Genomic DNA, 13,878 nt, shown 5'->3' with positions numbered 1-13,878 from the left:
GGCTCAGTCCGGGCGGCGCAAGCTGAACTGCACGACGCTGGTGTTGCCTTCGAGGAACGCGGCCTCGCAATAGGCCAGGTAGAACTCCCAGAGGCGCAGGAAACGCGGGTCGAAACCGAGCCGCTGCACCCGCTCGTGCTCGCGCAGGAACTGCTCGCGCCACAGCCGCAGCGTGCGCGCGTAGTCCTGGCCGAAGTCGAACTGGTCCACCACCTCCAGACCGGCGCGCTGCGCGGCGGCGCGGAATTCGCGCGGGCTGGGCAGGCAGCCGCCGGGGAAGATGTACTGCTGGATGAAGTCGGTGCCGGCGATGTAGCGCTCGAACAGGTCGTCGCGGATCACGATGCTCTGCACACAGGCCCGCGCGCCCGGCTTGAGCAGGCGGTGCAGCGCGCCGAAGTAGCCCGGCCAGTATTCGCGGCCCACGGCCTCGACCATTTCGATGGAGCAGATCGCGTCGTAGGGGCCGTCGTCGATGTCGCGGTAGTCCTGCAGGCGCAGATCGGCAGAAGGGGCTCCCCCCACGCTCCGCCGCTGGCGCGGGTCGCTGCCCCCCGCGGGGGCTCGCCCGCCTTGGGGCGGCCCGGCGGCGGGCGTGTCGGTCATCAGCGGCACACCCAGCTTCTTCATGCGCCGTTGCGCGAACGCCAGCTGCTCGGTGGACAGTGTCACGCCGGTGAGCGAGGCGCCGAATTCGGTGGTGGCCATCTCGGCCAGCGCGCCCCAGCCGTAGCCGATCTCCAGCACGCGGTCGCCGGCCTGCACCCCGGCCATGCGCAGCGCGCGCCGCACCTTGGCGTGCTGCGCGTCCGCCAGGGATTGCTCTGGTGTTTCGAACAGGGCCGACGAGTAGTTCATGGTCGGGTCCAGCCAGAGTTCGTAGAACGGATTGCCCAGGTCGTAGTGGGCGTGGATGTTCTTGCGGCTGTTGGCCCGGGAGTTGCGGTTGAGCTTGTGCTGGACCCAGTGGGCCAGCCGGCCGAGCCACGAGCCGTAGACCATGTCCTCGATCTCGCGCCGGTTGGCGATGAACAGGCGCAACAGCTCGGTGAGGTTCGGTGTGTGCCAGTCGCCCGCGATGTAGCTCTCGGCGAAGCCGATGTCGCCCGATCTCAGCGCCGCCGCGCAGACCTTCCAGTTGGCCAGGCGCAGGCTGGCGTGCGGCCCGGTGGCGTCGCCGAAGCGTTGCATGGAGCCATCGGGCAGCTGCAGCGTGAGGCTGCCGTGGCGCAGGCGCTGCAGCAGTTTCAGCGCGCTGCGGGCGGTGGCGGGCGCGTTGCGCGGCAGGGCGAAACCGGCGGGGTGTCGGGGGGCGGTGGTGCTGTTCATGGGGGGCAGCCAGGGCGGGGTGGGAGGGAAGGGGTCAGCGGGACGGCTTGGCGGGCCCGCCCACGGTGACGGCGGTGCCCGGCGCGGCCGGTTGGCGGAAGAAGGGCGTGCGTTTGAGCCACAGGCGCAGCGCCTGCCAGTGGATGTGGGTGATCACGCCCAAGGTCATGGCGGGGTAGGCCCAGAGTGCGCGCCGCACGCTGCGGGCATTGAGCGCCTGCAGCGCGCCGCTCACGCTGGTCTGGATCAGCGCGGGCGCGTCGGCCCCGTCGTCGTGGTAGTCGATGCGCGCCACGGTGCGGGCCGGGCCGGCGCCGGGGTGGCCGGGGCTGCGCATGAAGACGAAGCGGTACTGGCCGCGCACCGGGCAGAACGGCGAGACGTGGAACACCTTGTCCGCCGTGCAGGGCTGGCCATAGCGAGGGTTGTCCAGCAGGTAGCAGTGGCGCTCGCCAAAGGTGTTGTTCACCTCGGCCAGCACCGCGCGCAGGCGGCCGTCGGGCCGGTGGCAGTACCACAGGCTCACCGGTTTGAAGCTGTGGCCCAGCACGCGCGGGGGGGTGTGCAGCCAGACCTCGCCCAGCGCGTCGTGGATGCCGTGCTGCCGCAGCAGGCCGTCGATCCAGGCCAGGCAGTCGGGCCCGCCGTCGCCGTGGTCGGCGTCGTGAAAGCTCAGCGCCGCGCGCCGGTTGCGCGCGAGCTCGCCGTCGCCGTGGGCGCGCAGGCTGCGCAGCGGCAGCATGAGGAAATGGGTGGGGTAGGCGAAGGCGTGGCGGCGCGGGCGCAGGCGCGTGTGGCGCACCTGGCCGAAACCGATCTGCGCCACCGGCGGCGGCGTGCTCATCCGAACACCCCGGGCAGGGCCGCGTGGCGCGCGGCCGCGCCGCTGGTGGTGGGCATCAGGCCGTGGGCGTCGATCAGCGCACGCGCCGCGTGCAGGCCGGCTTTCAGGCCGTCTTCGTGGAAGCCATAACCCATCCAGGCGCCAGCGTAGTAGGTGTGCTGCCGGCCCTGCAGCTCGCCCAGGCGGGCCTGGGCCCGCAGGGCGGCGAGGTCGAACACCGGGTGTTCGTAGGCGTATTCGCCGATCACCCGCGCCGGGTCGATCGCGCGCCGCGGGTTGAGCGACACCAGCACCGGCTGCGCCACCGGCAGGGGCTGCAGCCGGTTGATGAGGTAGTGCAGGCAGACCTGGGCCGACGGCGCCTGTGGGTCGGGGCTTTCGCCGGCCTGGGTGGCCAGGCCTTCGCGCTCATAGTTCCAGGCCGCCCAGGCGGTAGGGGCCTTGGGCAGCACCGAGGCGTCGGTGTGCAGCACCGCGCGGTTGGGCTGGTAGCGGATCGCGCCGAGCACGGCGCGCTCGTCCGGGCTGGCCGCTGCGCCCAGGATCGCCAGCGCCTGGTCGCTGTGGCAGGCCATGACGATGGCGTCGAAACGCTCGACCCGGCCCTCGCTCACCACGCGCACGCCTTGCGCGTCGCGCAGCACCTGGTGCACCGGCGTGTGCAGGCGCCGGTCGGGGATGGCGGCCACGATCTTGTCCACATAGCGCCGCGCGCCGCCGGCCACCGTGTGCCACCGCGGCCGGTGGGTGATCTGGAGCAGGCCGTGGTTGTGGCAGAAGCGCACCATGGTGGCCACCGGAAAGGCCAGCATCTGGTCGGTCGGGCAGCTCCAGATGCAGCCCATCATGGGCAGGAAATACCAGTCGCGGAATTCGCGGGAGAAGCCCTGCGCCTGCAGGAACTCGCCCAGCGGCTGCAGCAGCGGGCTGTGCTCGCCCAGGTCCTGGCCCTGCTGCGCCAGCCGCGTGGTGATGCGGTTGAATCGCAGGATGTCGGCCAGCATGCGCCAGAAGCGCGGGTTGAGCAGGTTGCGGTGCTGGGCAAACACGCTGGACAGGCTGGCGCCGCTCCACTCCAGCGCACCGCCGTCGGGCCCGGCGCCCGGGGCCTGCACCGAAAACGACATGTCGGAGTCCGCCAGCGGCACCTCCAGTGCGGCCAGCAGCGCCAGCAGGTTGGGGTAGGTGCGCTCGTTGAGCACCAGGAAACCGGTGTCCACGCCGAAGCGGATCGGATGGCCCTGCGCGTCAGGCAGGGTCACATCCACCGTGTGGGTGTGGCCGCCGAAGTGGGCGCCGGCTTCAAAGAGGGTGATGTCGGCCAGACCGGCCAGGGTGTGCGCGGCGGCCAGGCCCGAGATGCCGGAGCCGACGATGGCCACACGGCGAGGCGGGCGGGTGCCGCCCATGGGCTGAAAGCGGGGGTCTGAATGCATGGTTCAGACCCCCACGGCCCGGTGGGCCGGTAGACAAAAGACTGCGAAGCGCCCCGAAACGAATGAGGGAGGGAGGGAGGAGGAGGAAAGACGTTCCGGGATTGCAGCCAGACCGCTAGGGGCAGGAAGGCTTCGCAGTGCAAAAACAGTGGGCGGCACGGGTTCCAGCGCCGCCTTGTGTGTATGGAGCGGTGCCGATGCGAAAAAGTTCCTGGGCTGAGTTGGCATGGGCGGGTCCGGTGGTGGTGAGGTGGAGATTTCGGTCTGAAAATACACTGTTTGGTCTTATTGTGACTGATTGGTATCTTTTTAGTCGATGCAATCTTCTTTGTATCCCTGAACCACGCAGGGTTATCCCCTGGCCGCGGGGGGCGGCCGGTGTGGACACGACCTGGGCAGGGGCCCCGCCCCGGGTGCGGCCGATACCCATTTAAGGCCCGCTGCTTTGTCAAACAACGGCCATGTGCGGGCCGTAAACTGGTTTTTTGCCACCGAGGACGCGCATGCTTTACCCCGAACTCTTCAAGCAGCTGGAGTCCGTCCGCTGGGACATGGGCAAAGACATTCCCTGGGAAACCTTCCAGGCCGGCGCGCTCAGCGACGAGCAGGCCCAGACCATCAAGATGAACGCCATCACCGAATGGGCGGCGCTGCCGGCCACCGAGATGTTCCTGCGCGACAACCGCGACGACTCCGACTTCTCGGCCTTCATGTCGATCTGGTTCTTCGAAGAGCAGAAACACGCGCTGGTGCTGATGGAATACCTGCGCCGTTTCCGGCCCGAGCTCGTGCCCACCGAGCAGGAACTGCACGACATCCGCTTCGAGTTCGATCCGGCCCCGCCGCTGGAGACGCTGATGCTGCACTTCTGCGGCGAAATCCGCCTCAACCACTGGTACCGCCGCGCCAGCGAGTGGCACACCGAGCCCGTGATCAAGAAAATCTACGCCACCCTGAGCCAGGACGAAGCGCGCCACGGCGGCGCCTACCTGCGCTACATGAAGCGCGCCATCGGCAACTTCGGCGACGAGGCGCGCGCTGCGTTCGCCAAGGTGGGCGTGCTCATGGCCAGCGCGCGGCGCACCGCGCAGGCCCTGCACCCGACCAACCTGCACGTGAACAAGGCGCTGTTCCCCAAGGACACCATCCAGAGCCGCCTGCCCAACCCCGAGTGGCTCGAACACTGGTTGGACAAGCAGATCGATTTCGACGCGGTGTGGGAAAACCGCGTGGTCGAGCGCATCCTGCACAACATGAGCCTGCTGATGGAGCAGAGCTTCAAGACGGTGCAGGAGCTCAACCGGTTTCGAAAGTCGTTGGCTTGAGGTGAACACCCCCGCCGTGCTGCGCGCGACCCCCTCAAGGGGGCAACACCTGCGGCCCGGCGAAGCCGGTTCCGCGGTGTTCTGGGTTGAGGCTGGCGCGCCGGCGCCTCAGTGCGCGGGCAGTGAAGGCGCCGGGGCGATTGCCCTGTCGCGGGGCAGCCAGCCCAGCATCAGCCCCAGCACCAGGCCCCACAGCGTGCCCGCCAGGTGGGCCGCCTGCACCACCGACATCTCGTTGCCCGGGTCCCAGACCACCGGGTTCGACCAGCCCTGCTCCAGCGCCAGCTTCACCAGCAGACCCAGCGCCAGCAGACCGCCCCAGCGCCGTGCCATGGGCACGGGGATGCGCTTCTGGATCAGCTGCATGGCCAGCACCATGGCCCCGGCGTGCAGCAGGCCCGACAGGCCCACCGCGTAACCGATCTGCGGCCACAGCAGCAGCGACCCCTGCATCAGCGGCCAGGCCAGCAGCCAGGCCCAGGTGCAGGCCAGCGAGGGCCGGATCACCCAGGCAAAGGCGGCCAGCGCGCCCAGCGCGAGCTGGTTGCCGATCAGGTGTGGGGTGTTCATGTGCACCCAGGCGCTGGTCCACAGCGTCCAGGGCTGCTGCAGCCAGTCGTGGGCGTGCCAGGTCAGGGTGTCGATGGCGCCCGGGCGGGCCCACCACAGCAGCATGCTGGCCACACCGTGCACCGCACAGAGCACCAGCCAGCTGCGCGAGGGCTTCATGCCGTGCGCGAGCCCAGCACGTGCTGCCACAGCGCGCGCACGGCCGCGGCCTGGGGCTCCACCAGCTCGGCATCGACCTGGGTCGGCGCTTCGTCCAGCCGTGCCCGGTGCTGGATCTGGCGCAGCTCGCGGTAGGCGCGAGAGGCGGCCTCGCCCATGCCGGGCGCCAGCAGGCCGGCGCGTTCGGCGCGCAACAGCAGGTCGATGTTGCCGGCGTTGGCGCGCAGCTCGGGGTGGGTGCGCGACTGCGACAGCACCAGGTACTGCACGGCGAACTCCACGTCCACCATGCCGCCCGGGCTGTGCTTGACGTCGAACCGCGTGCCGCGCACCGGGTGGGCGGCACGCACCTTCTCGCGCATGGCCACGATCTCCGCGGCCAACGCCTGGGGGTCGCGCTCCGACGTGATCACCGCTTCGCGCACGGCATCGAAGCGCTCGCGAAGGGAGGGGACGGGGCCCGCCCCCTCGGGGGGCAGCGAACCACGCGCAGCGGAGAGCGTGGGGGCTCCGGCCCCGCAGCCGGGCCGCCCCAAGGCGGGGACCGCCCCCTCGGGGGGCAGCGAACCACGCGCAGCGGGGAGCGTGGGGGCTCCGGTCTCACTGCCGGACATGACAAACCGGGCCCGCGTCATCGCCTGGTGTTCCCAGGTCCAGGCGGTGTTGCTGCCGCGCTGCTGCTGGTAGTTGGCGTAGGCGTTGAAGCTGGTCACCAGCATGCCGGAGTTGCCGTTGGGCCGCAGCGCGGTGTCGATCTCGAACAGGTCGCCCTCGCCGGTCTTCACCGTCATCCAGTTGATCATCTTGCGCACGAAGGCGCCATAGATCTCGGGGGCGCGCTCGTCCTCGTCTTCGTAGACGAACACGATGTCGAGGTCGCTGCCGTAGCCCAGTTCCTTGCCGCCGAGTTTGCCGTAGCCAATGATGGCGAAACCGGGTTCTTCGCGGTGGCGGTTCTTCAGCCGCGCCCAGCACCAGCGCGCCGTCACGCGCAGCATGGTGTCGGCCAGGGCCGAGAGGTCGTCGGCCACCTGCTCCACGGTGAGCACTTTTTCCACGTCGCGCGCGAGGGTGCGGAACACCTCGGCGTGGTGCGCGCGGCGCAGCAGGTTGAGCAGGGCCTCTTCGTCGTCTTCGCCGGTGGAGTGCAGCGCGGCGCGCCGGGCTTCGAGTTCGGCCTCGAACTGCACGGCGTCGAAGCGCTCGGCCAGCAGCTGCTGGCTGGCCAGTTCGTCGATCACGCCCGGGTGCTGGAGCAGGTAGCGCGCGGGCCATTTGGCCGCCCCCATGAGGCGCAGCAGGCGCTCGTGCACCGAGGGCCGCTCCTGCAGCAGCGCGAGGTAGCTCTCGCGGCGCAGCAGGGGTTCGATCCAGTCGGCCAGGCGCAGGGCGGCCTCTTCGCTCACCCGCCCTTGTTCGAGCCAGGCGCCGGTGCGTTGCACCAGCCGCACCAGGCGCGCGCGCGCATCCTCGCGGAGTGCGAGCACCCGCGGGTGGCCGTTCCATTGCGCCACCTTGGCCGCGAAGGCCTCGGGCAGCTGCGCCAGCACCGACTGCAGGTCGTCGCTCGTGCCGCCGACGTGGCCAGCCGCGCCATTCTTCCCGTTCCTGCCGTTGCAGCCCTTGCCATTGCAGCCCCCGTTGGTGGGGCCGCCGAGCAGGGTGTCGAACTCCTGCGCCACCAGCTCGCGGTGCGCGTCCAGGGTGTGCAGGAAGTCGCAGACGTTGGCGTGGCCCATGGTGGCGGCGAGCCAGTTCAGGTCGTCGTCGCGCGTGGGCATCACGTGGGTCTGCTGGTCGTCCAGGTACTGGATGCGGTGTTCGACCCGGCGCAGGAAGGTGTAGGCCTGCGCCAGCGCGTCGGCGTTGCCCTGGGGCATGAGGCCGGCGCGGCACAGGCGCTGCAGCGCGTCCAGCGTGGGGCGGGTGCGCAGTTCGGGAAACTGGCCGCCGCGCACCACCTGCAGCAGTTGCACGGTGAACTCGATCTCGCGGATGCCGCCGCGCGAGAGCTTCACGTCGTTGGCGCGCCCGGGGTTGCCGGCGGCGCGCTTGGCCGCGTGCTCGCGGATCTGGCGGTGCAGCGTGCGCAGCGAGTCGAAGACGTTGTAGTCCAGGTACTTGCGGAACACGAAGGGCAGCACCGCGCCACGCAGCGCGCTGGCGCTCTTGTCGGCGATGCAGGCGGCCGGGGCGATCACGCGGCTCTTGAGCCAGGCGAAGCGTTCCCACTCGCGGCCCTGCACCAGGAAATACTCTTCCAGCGCACCCAGCGAGACCGCGCTCGGCCCCGAGTTGCCGTTGGGCCGCAGCGCCAGGTCGACGCGGAACACGCTGCCGTGTTCGGTGGCCTCGCCCACGGTGTTGTAGATGTGCTTGACCGCCTTGCCGAAGTACTCGTGGTTGCTGATGCGGTTGCGGCCCTGGGCGTTGCCGGCGGTCTCGCCGTCGTGGTCGTAGACGTAGATCAGGTCGATGTCGCTCGACACGTTGAGCTCGCGCGCGCCCAGCTTGCCCATGCCGATGACCCACATCCGGGCCCGCTGGGGCTGGCCGTCGGGGCCGGGATACTGGGGAGCACCGAACAGCTCGTCGAGCTCGCTCCAGGCCAGCGTGCAGGCCGCGTCGAGCGCGAGTTCGGCCAGCTCGGTGACCGCGCGCGTGACCACGGCCAGCGGCGCGTCCTGTTCGCAGTCGAGCACCACCAGGCGCTCCAGCACCAGCTGGCGCAGCACCCGCAGCGCCGCGGGCACGGCCAGGCCACGGGTGCGCAGCTCGGCCAGGCAGGCCCGCATGCTGGCGTGCACCGGTGCGCCGGGCGGCAGGCAGGCGAGTTCGTCGGTGTAGCGGCGGCGCACGCGCTGCACGAAACGCGAGTGTTCGGCGATCCGGTCAGCGGGTGTCAAAGGGGGGTGGTGGGGGGACGGGGGTATCACATTCATTGACAAAGCGGATTCCTGGACTGCGGAACCCTTGGTGTGGCTGGCCGTCATAATTTGCAGTGGACATGAACCATCAAAGCCCGGCAGATGCCGCCGAATCTCCTGTGCGTGCACCCTTCACGCGATCCCTCAAGACACTTTCCGTGGCAACGCGGCTGCTGCTCTGGCTGGTGCTGGCCGTCTGGGGCCTGTTCGCACTCACCCTGGGCGTGCTGCATTTGTGGATTGTGCCGCGAATCGGCGAGTGGCGCCCCGACCTGGAACGCTGGGCCAGCAGCACGGTAGGGGTACCCGTGCGTGTGGGGGCGATCCGGGCCGAGGCCGGATCGGCGGGCCACGACTGGCTGCCCGATTTCGTGCCCGCCCTGGTGCCCACCTTCGAGCTGAGCGACGTGCGGCTGTTCGACGCCGCCGGGCGCGAGGCCCTGCACCTGCCGAGCGTGCGCACCGCGCTGTCGGTCCGTTCGTTGTGGCGGCTGGGCTTCGAGCAGGTGGTGATCGCCTCGCCGGTGCTGGACGTGCGCCGCACCGCGCAGGGCCACATCGAGGTGGCCGGGCTGGACCTGACGGGGCCGGACAGCGGCGACCACGCGGCCTCCGACTGGTTTTTTTCCCAGCCCGAGTTCGTGATCCAGAACGGCACCGTGCGCTGGACCGACGACCTGCGCGGCCAGCCGCCGCTGCAACTGGGCGTGCTGGATTTCGTGGCGCGCAACCAGGCGCGCCACCACCGGTTCCGGCTCGACGCCACCCCGCCCCCCGAGTGGGGCGAGCGCCTGAGCCTGCGCGCCGACCTGCGCGAACCCCTGCTCGACCTGGGCCGCCGGGCCGCGGGAACCGCGCGCTGGCAGCGCTGGGACGGCGAGCTGTTCGCCGATTTCACCCGCATGGACGTGTCGCGCCTGCGGGCCTATGCAGACCTGTCCGACTGGGGTGTCGAGGTGCTCGCGGGCCAGGGCGCGGTGCGCGCCTGGGCCGATGTGAAACGGGGGCACGTGACCGGCGTCACCGCCGACCTGGCGCTGCGGGGCGTGGAAACGCGCCTGGGCCCGGAGCTGCCCCCGCTGGCGCTGGACGAGCTCGGCGGGCGCCTGGCTTCGCAATGGAGCGACGCGGGTTTTTCCTTCACCACCGACAACCTGCGCTTTCGCACCCGCGCGGGCGAGGTCTGGCCCGGCGGTCGCCTGCGGCTGGAGCACACCGCGCGTCAGGGCCAGCGCGTGGCCCACACCGAACTCAGCGCCGACGGCATCGAGCTCGCGCCGCTGTCCGCGCTGGCCAGCCGACTGCCGCTGCCCGGCGGTGCGCCCGGCCTGCTGGCCAGCCTGAAACCGGCCGGTCGCGTCGACGGCCTGACGGCCCGCTGGCAGGGCCTGCCGCCGCCCGCCGCCAGCGCGCGGGCCGGGTCGGCGGACGCCGCCGCGGCACCCGGCGAAGGCATCGACTGGAGCGTCGATACCTACCAGGCCAAGGGCCGTGTGGTGGGCCTGGCGCTGGCCGGCCAGCCCAGCGGCAAGACCTCGGCCTCGGGCCGCTACCCCCTGCCCGGGCGGCCCGGCATCGCGGGTGCCACGGTGGACTTCGACCTCAACCAGACCGGCGGGCGCGCCCACCTGGCGGTGGCCAATGGGGCGCTCGAATTGCCCGACGTGTTCGAGGACCCGGTGCTGCCGCTCACGCGCTTCGAGGCCGACGCGCTCTGGCGCCTGGACGGCGAGCGCATCGAGGCCCAGCTGGACAACGTGCGCCTGGCCAATGCCGATGCCGAAGGCACGGGCCAGGCCCGCTGGAACACCAGCGACCCCCAGCACAGCGCCTCGGGCTCCCGCTTCCCCGGCGTGCTCGACGTGAACGCCACCCTGACCCGCGCCAGCGCCGACCGGGTGCACCGCTACCTGCCGCTGACGGTGTCGGCCGAGGTGCGGCGCTATGTGCGCGAGGCGGTGCGCTCGGGCCGCTCCGACAAGGTGGACTTCCGCATCAAGGGCGACATGTACGACATGCCCTTCGACACGCCCGGCACCCGCGGCGACTTCCGCATCGCGGCCCACCTGCAGGCGGTGGACTTCGCCTACGTGCCCAGCTTTCTGCAGGAACCGGGCGATGCGCCCTGGCCCATGCTCAAGGGCCTCAACGGCGCCCTGCTGCTGGACCGCGCCTCGCTGCGCCTGAGCGGGCTGGACGCGGGGCTGGACGGCGCGCCCCAGGTGCGCCTGAGCCAGGCGAAGATCGAGGTGGCCAACCTGGTGGACCACGCCACCCTGGTGGTGAGCGCCGACGCGCGTGGACCCGCGACCGAGATGCTGGGCTTTGTGCGCAGCTCACCGCTCAACCACATGACCGGCGAAGCCCTGGCGCGGGCCCGCATGACCGGCCCGGCCAGCGCGCAGTTCCGCCTGAGCCTGCCGTTCGAGCGGCTGGACGCCACCACCGTCGGCGGCACGGTGCGCTTTGACGGCAACGACGTGCACATCAGCCCCGAGGCCCCGCTGCTGGCCAGCACCAAGGGCAGCCTGAGCTTCAGCGAAAAGGGCTTTGGCGTGACCGACGCCCAGGCGCAGCTCTACGGCGGCGAACTGCGTTTCAGCGGCGGCATGCAGCCCGACGCCCAGGGCGTGGCGCGTATCCAGTTCCGGGGCCAGGGAACGGCGCGGGCCGAGGGCCTGCGCGACGCCGATCTGGGCTTCGTCTCGCGCCTCTTTGCCAACGCCAGCGGCAGCGCCGCCTACAACGCACAACTGGGTTTCCGCGCCGGGGTGCCCGAGCTGGTGGTGACCAGCGGCCTGCAGGGGCTGGCGCTGAACCTGCCGGCGCCGCTGGGCAAAGCCGCGACCGACAGCCTGCCGCTGCGCTACGAAAACACGGTGCTCTCGACGGCGGCCGACGCCAGTGGCGAAGTGGCCCGCAGCGACCGCCTGACGGTCCTGCTCGGCCCCGAGCAGGCCCCGCTGGCCGCGCTGCGCTACGAGCGCGACATCGTTGGCGCCGAGCCGCGGGTGCTGCGCGGCAGCGTGGCCCTGGGCCTGGGGGCTGGCGAGTCGGCGCCCCTGCCGGCCGACGGGGTGCTGGCCAACATCCAGGTCGGCCAGATCAACGTGGACGACTGGGAACGCGTGTTCACCAGCACCACCGGCACGGAGGTGCGCGCCAGCGTGCCCGGCGCGGGGACCGCCACCGCGCCTGCGCCCGCCTCGCCGGCTTCGGACGCCAGCCTGTCCTACCTGCCCACCACCCTGGCGGTGCGCGCCGATCGCATCACCGTCGACGGGCGCAGCTTCAACCGGGTGGTGGTCGGGGGCTCGCGCGAGGGCACCCGGTGGCGCGCCAACGTCGACGCCGAGGAACTCAATGGCTATGTCGAATACGGCCAGCCCAGCGGCCCGGCCGCCGGCAGCATCTACGCGCGGCTGGCGCGGCTGAACCTGGCGCCCTCGGCCGCCAAGGACGTGGAGCAGATCCTGCAGCAGCCCAGCAGCGTGCCCGCGCTGGACATCGCGGTCGAAGACCTGGTGCTGTCCAACCGGCGCCTGGGCCGGGTCGAGATCAACGCCGTCAACCGCGCCGGCCCCACCCGCGTGAGCGAGTGGCGGCTGAACCGGCTGGAGCTCAACGTGCCCGAGGCGCGCCTGAGCGCCACCGGCAACTGGGCGCCCGATGGCGCCAGCCCGGGCGGACAGCGGCGCACCGCGCTGAGTTTCACGCTCGACATCAACGACTCCGGCCTGCTGCTGGCCCGCTTCGGCCGTGAGGGCGTGGTGAGCAATGGCAAGGGCCGCATCGAAGGCAGCATCGGCTGGCGGGGTTCCCCGCTGGCCATGGACTACGCCAGCCTGGCCGGTCAGCTCAAGGTCGACATCGAGCGCGGTCAGTTCCTCAAGGTCGAGCCCGGGGCGGCCAAGCTGCTGGGCGTGCTCAGCCTGCAGGCCCTGCCGCGGCGCCTGGTGCTGGACTTCCGCGACGTGTTCTCCAACGGGTTCGCGTTCGATTTCGTGCGCGGCGACGCGCGCATCGAGCACGGCGTGGTGCACACCAACAACCTGCAGATGAAGGGCGTCAACGCCGCCGTGCTGATGGAAGGGAGCGCCGACATCGCGCGCGAACAGCAGGACCTCAAGGTGGTGGTGGTGCCCGAGATCAACGCCGGCACCGCCGCCCTGATCGCCACCGCCATCAACCCCGCCGTGGGCCTGGGCACCTTCCTGGCCCAGTTCCTGCTGCGCCAGCCGCTGCAGAGCGCCACCACCCAGCAGTTCCACATCACGGGCAGCTGGGCCGACCCCCAGGTCGAAAAAATCGGGGTCGCCGCCGTGGCGCCCAAAAGCGAATAGGCTGTCCCGGTTGTTGCTCTGCGTTAAGCTGTGTTTCCACCCCGGGAGCGGCCTCTGGCCCACCCCACAGGAGCTGTCATGAAAGTCGCCGCCATCCAAATGGTCTCGGGCATCAGCCTGGACGCCAACCTCAGCGAAGCCCTGCGCCTGTTGCGCCAGGCCGCGCACGACGGGGCCGAGCTGGCCGTGTTGCCCGAGTACTTCTGCTTCATGGGCCACCAGGACGCGGACAAACTCCTGATCGCCGAGACCCCGGGGCTGGGCACGGTGCAGGACTTCCTGTCCGACGCCGCGCGCGACCTGAAGATGTGGGTCGTCGGCGGCACCCTGCCCATGGCCACCGACGACCCCGCGCACGCCGCCAACGCCTCGCTGGTCTACACCCCGCGCGGCGAAAACGTCAGCCGCTACGACAAGATCCACCTGTTCCGCTACGACAACGGCCGCGAGAGCTACGACGAGGCCACCGTGCTGGTCGCGGGCGACACGCCCACCGTGTTCGAGTGCAAAGCGCGCGACGGCCAGGGCTGGCGCGTCGGGCAGAGCGTCTGCTACGACCTGCGCTTCGGCGAGCTCTACCGCATGCTCGCGGCCGACCTGCTGCTGGTGCCCGCGGCCTTCACCCACACCACCGGCCAGGCCCACTGGGAGGTGCTGTTGCGCGCCCGCGCGATCGAGAACCAGGCCTATGTGATCGCCAGCGCGCAGGGCGGGTTGCACGAAAACGGCCGCCGCACCTGGGGCCACAGCATGGTGATCGACCCTTGGGGCGAGGTCATGGCCCTGCAGGCCGAGGGCCCGGGCGTGGTGCTCGCCGAGCTGGACATGGAGCGCCTGCGCAACGTGCGCCAGCAGTTGCCCGCGCTGCAGCACCGCAGACTATGAGACGCCCCCCGCGCCGCGCCCAACGGCGCGTCACCCCCCACTGGGGGGCGCCACCTGCGG

At 70.9% G+C, this 13,878-nt stretch carries 8 protein-coding genes; 3 read left to right on the top strand and 5 right to left on the bottom strand.

Translation table 11 applies throughout. The annotated features are described in order from the left end of the window. Positions 1 to 3: 3 nt before the first annotated feature. Genes KIH07_RS02470 through KIH07_RS02460 form a run of 3 tightly spaced genes read right to left on the bottom strand, consistent with a single transcriptional unit; the run spans position 4 to position 3,609 of the window. Positions 4 to 1,329: an SAM-dependent methyltransferase gene (locus tag KIH07_RS02470; RefSeq protein ID WP_226490456.1), complete on the bottom strand. Its 1,326-nt coding sequence runs from the start codon at positions 1,327 to 1,329 to the stop codon at positions 4 to 6. Between the two features lie 34 nt (positions 1,330 to 1,363). Further along, a complete protein-coding gene (locus tag KIH07_RS02465) occupies positions 1,364 to 2,173 on the bottom strand; it encodes a DUF1365 domain-containing protein (RefSeq protein ID WP_226490455.1) in 810 nt (269 codons plus the stop codon). Beyond that, positions 2,170 to 3,609, bottom strand: coding sequence for an NAD(P)/FAD-dependent oxidoreductase (locus KIH07_RS02460; RefSeq protein WP_226490454.1), 1,440 nt, complete (start codon positions 3,607 to 3,609; stop codon positions 2,170 to 2,172). The genes KIH07_RS02465 and KIH07_RS02460 overlap by 4 nt, the downstream gene beginning before the upstream one ends. A 503-nt stretch (positions 3,610 to 4,112) precedes the next feature. On the opposite strand from KIH07_RS02460, the gene KIH07_RS02455 reads away from it, so the two are divergent. Continuing rightward, positions 4,113 to 4,934, top strand: a complete 822-nt coding sequence (locus KIH07_RS02455; protein ID WP_226490453.1) for a ferritin-like domain-containing protein — start codon at positions 4,113 to 4,115, stop codon at positions 4,932 to 4,934. Positions 4,935 to 5,042: 108 nt separating this feature from the next. Here KIH07_RS02455 and KIH07_RS02450 read toward each other — a convergent pair whose 3' ends face one another. Together KIH07_RS02450 and glnE are read right to left on the bottom strand one after the other, a co-directional pair. Then, a complete protein-coding gene (locus tag KIH07_RS02450; RefSeq protein ID WP_226490452.1) occupies positions 5,043 to 5,663 on the bottom strand; it encodes a rhomboid family intramembrane serine protease in 621 nt (206 codons plus the stop codon). Further along, positions 5,660 to 8,605, bottom strand: coding sequence for a bifunctional [glutamate--ammonia ligase]-adenylyl-L-tyrosine phosphorylase/[glutamate--ammonia-ligase] adenylyltransferase (gene glnE, locus KIH07_RS02445; protein WP_226490451.1), 2,946 nt, complete (start codon positions 8,603 to 8,605; stop codon positions 5,660 to 5,662). The genes KIH07_RS02450 and glnE overlap by 4 nt, the downstream gene beginning before the upstream one ends. Before the next feature lie 143 nt (positions 8,606 to 8,748). Here glnE and KIH07_RS02440 point away from each other — a divergent pair, with 143 nt between their 5' ends. Both KIH07_RS02440 and KIH07_RS02435 read left to right on the top strand, forming a co-directional pair. Next, positions 8,749 to 12,933, top strand: coding sequence for a YhdP family protein (locus tag KIH07_RS02440; protein WP_226490450.1), 4,185 nt, complete (start codon positions 8,749 to 8,751; stop codon positions 12,931 to 12,933). Between the two features lie 78 nt (positions 12,934 to 13,011). Next, the gene (locus tag KIH07_RS02435) at positions 13,012 to 13,818 is read left to right on the top strand and encodes a carbon-nitrogen hydrolase family protein (protein ID WP_226490449.1); all 807 of its coding nucleotides are present in this window, start codon (positions 13,012 to 13,014) and stop codon (positions 13,816 to 13,818) included. The last annotated feature ends 60 nt before the right edge of the window (positions 13,819 to 13,878 follow it).

The organism is Hydrogenophaga taeniospiralis (genome assembly GCF_020510445.1).
GTDB lineage: Bacteria > Pseudomonadota > Gammaproteobacteria > Burkholderiales > Burkholderiaceae_C > Hydrogenophaga.
The sequence above is the reverse complement of the archived record's forward strand: the minus strand, read 5'-3'. Positions and strand labels throughout refer to the sequence as shown.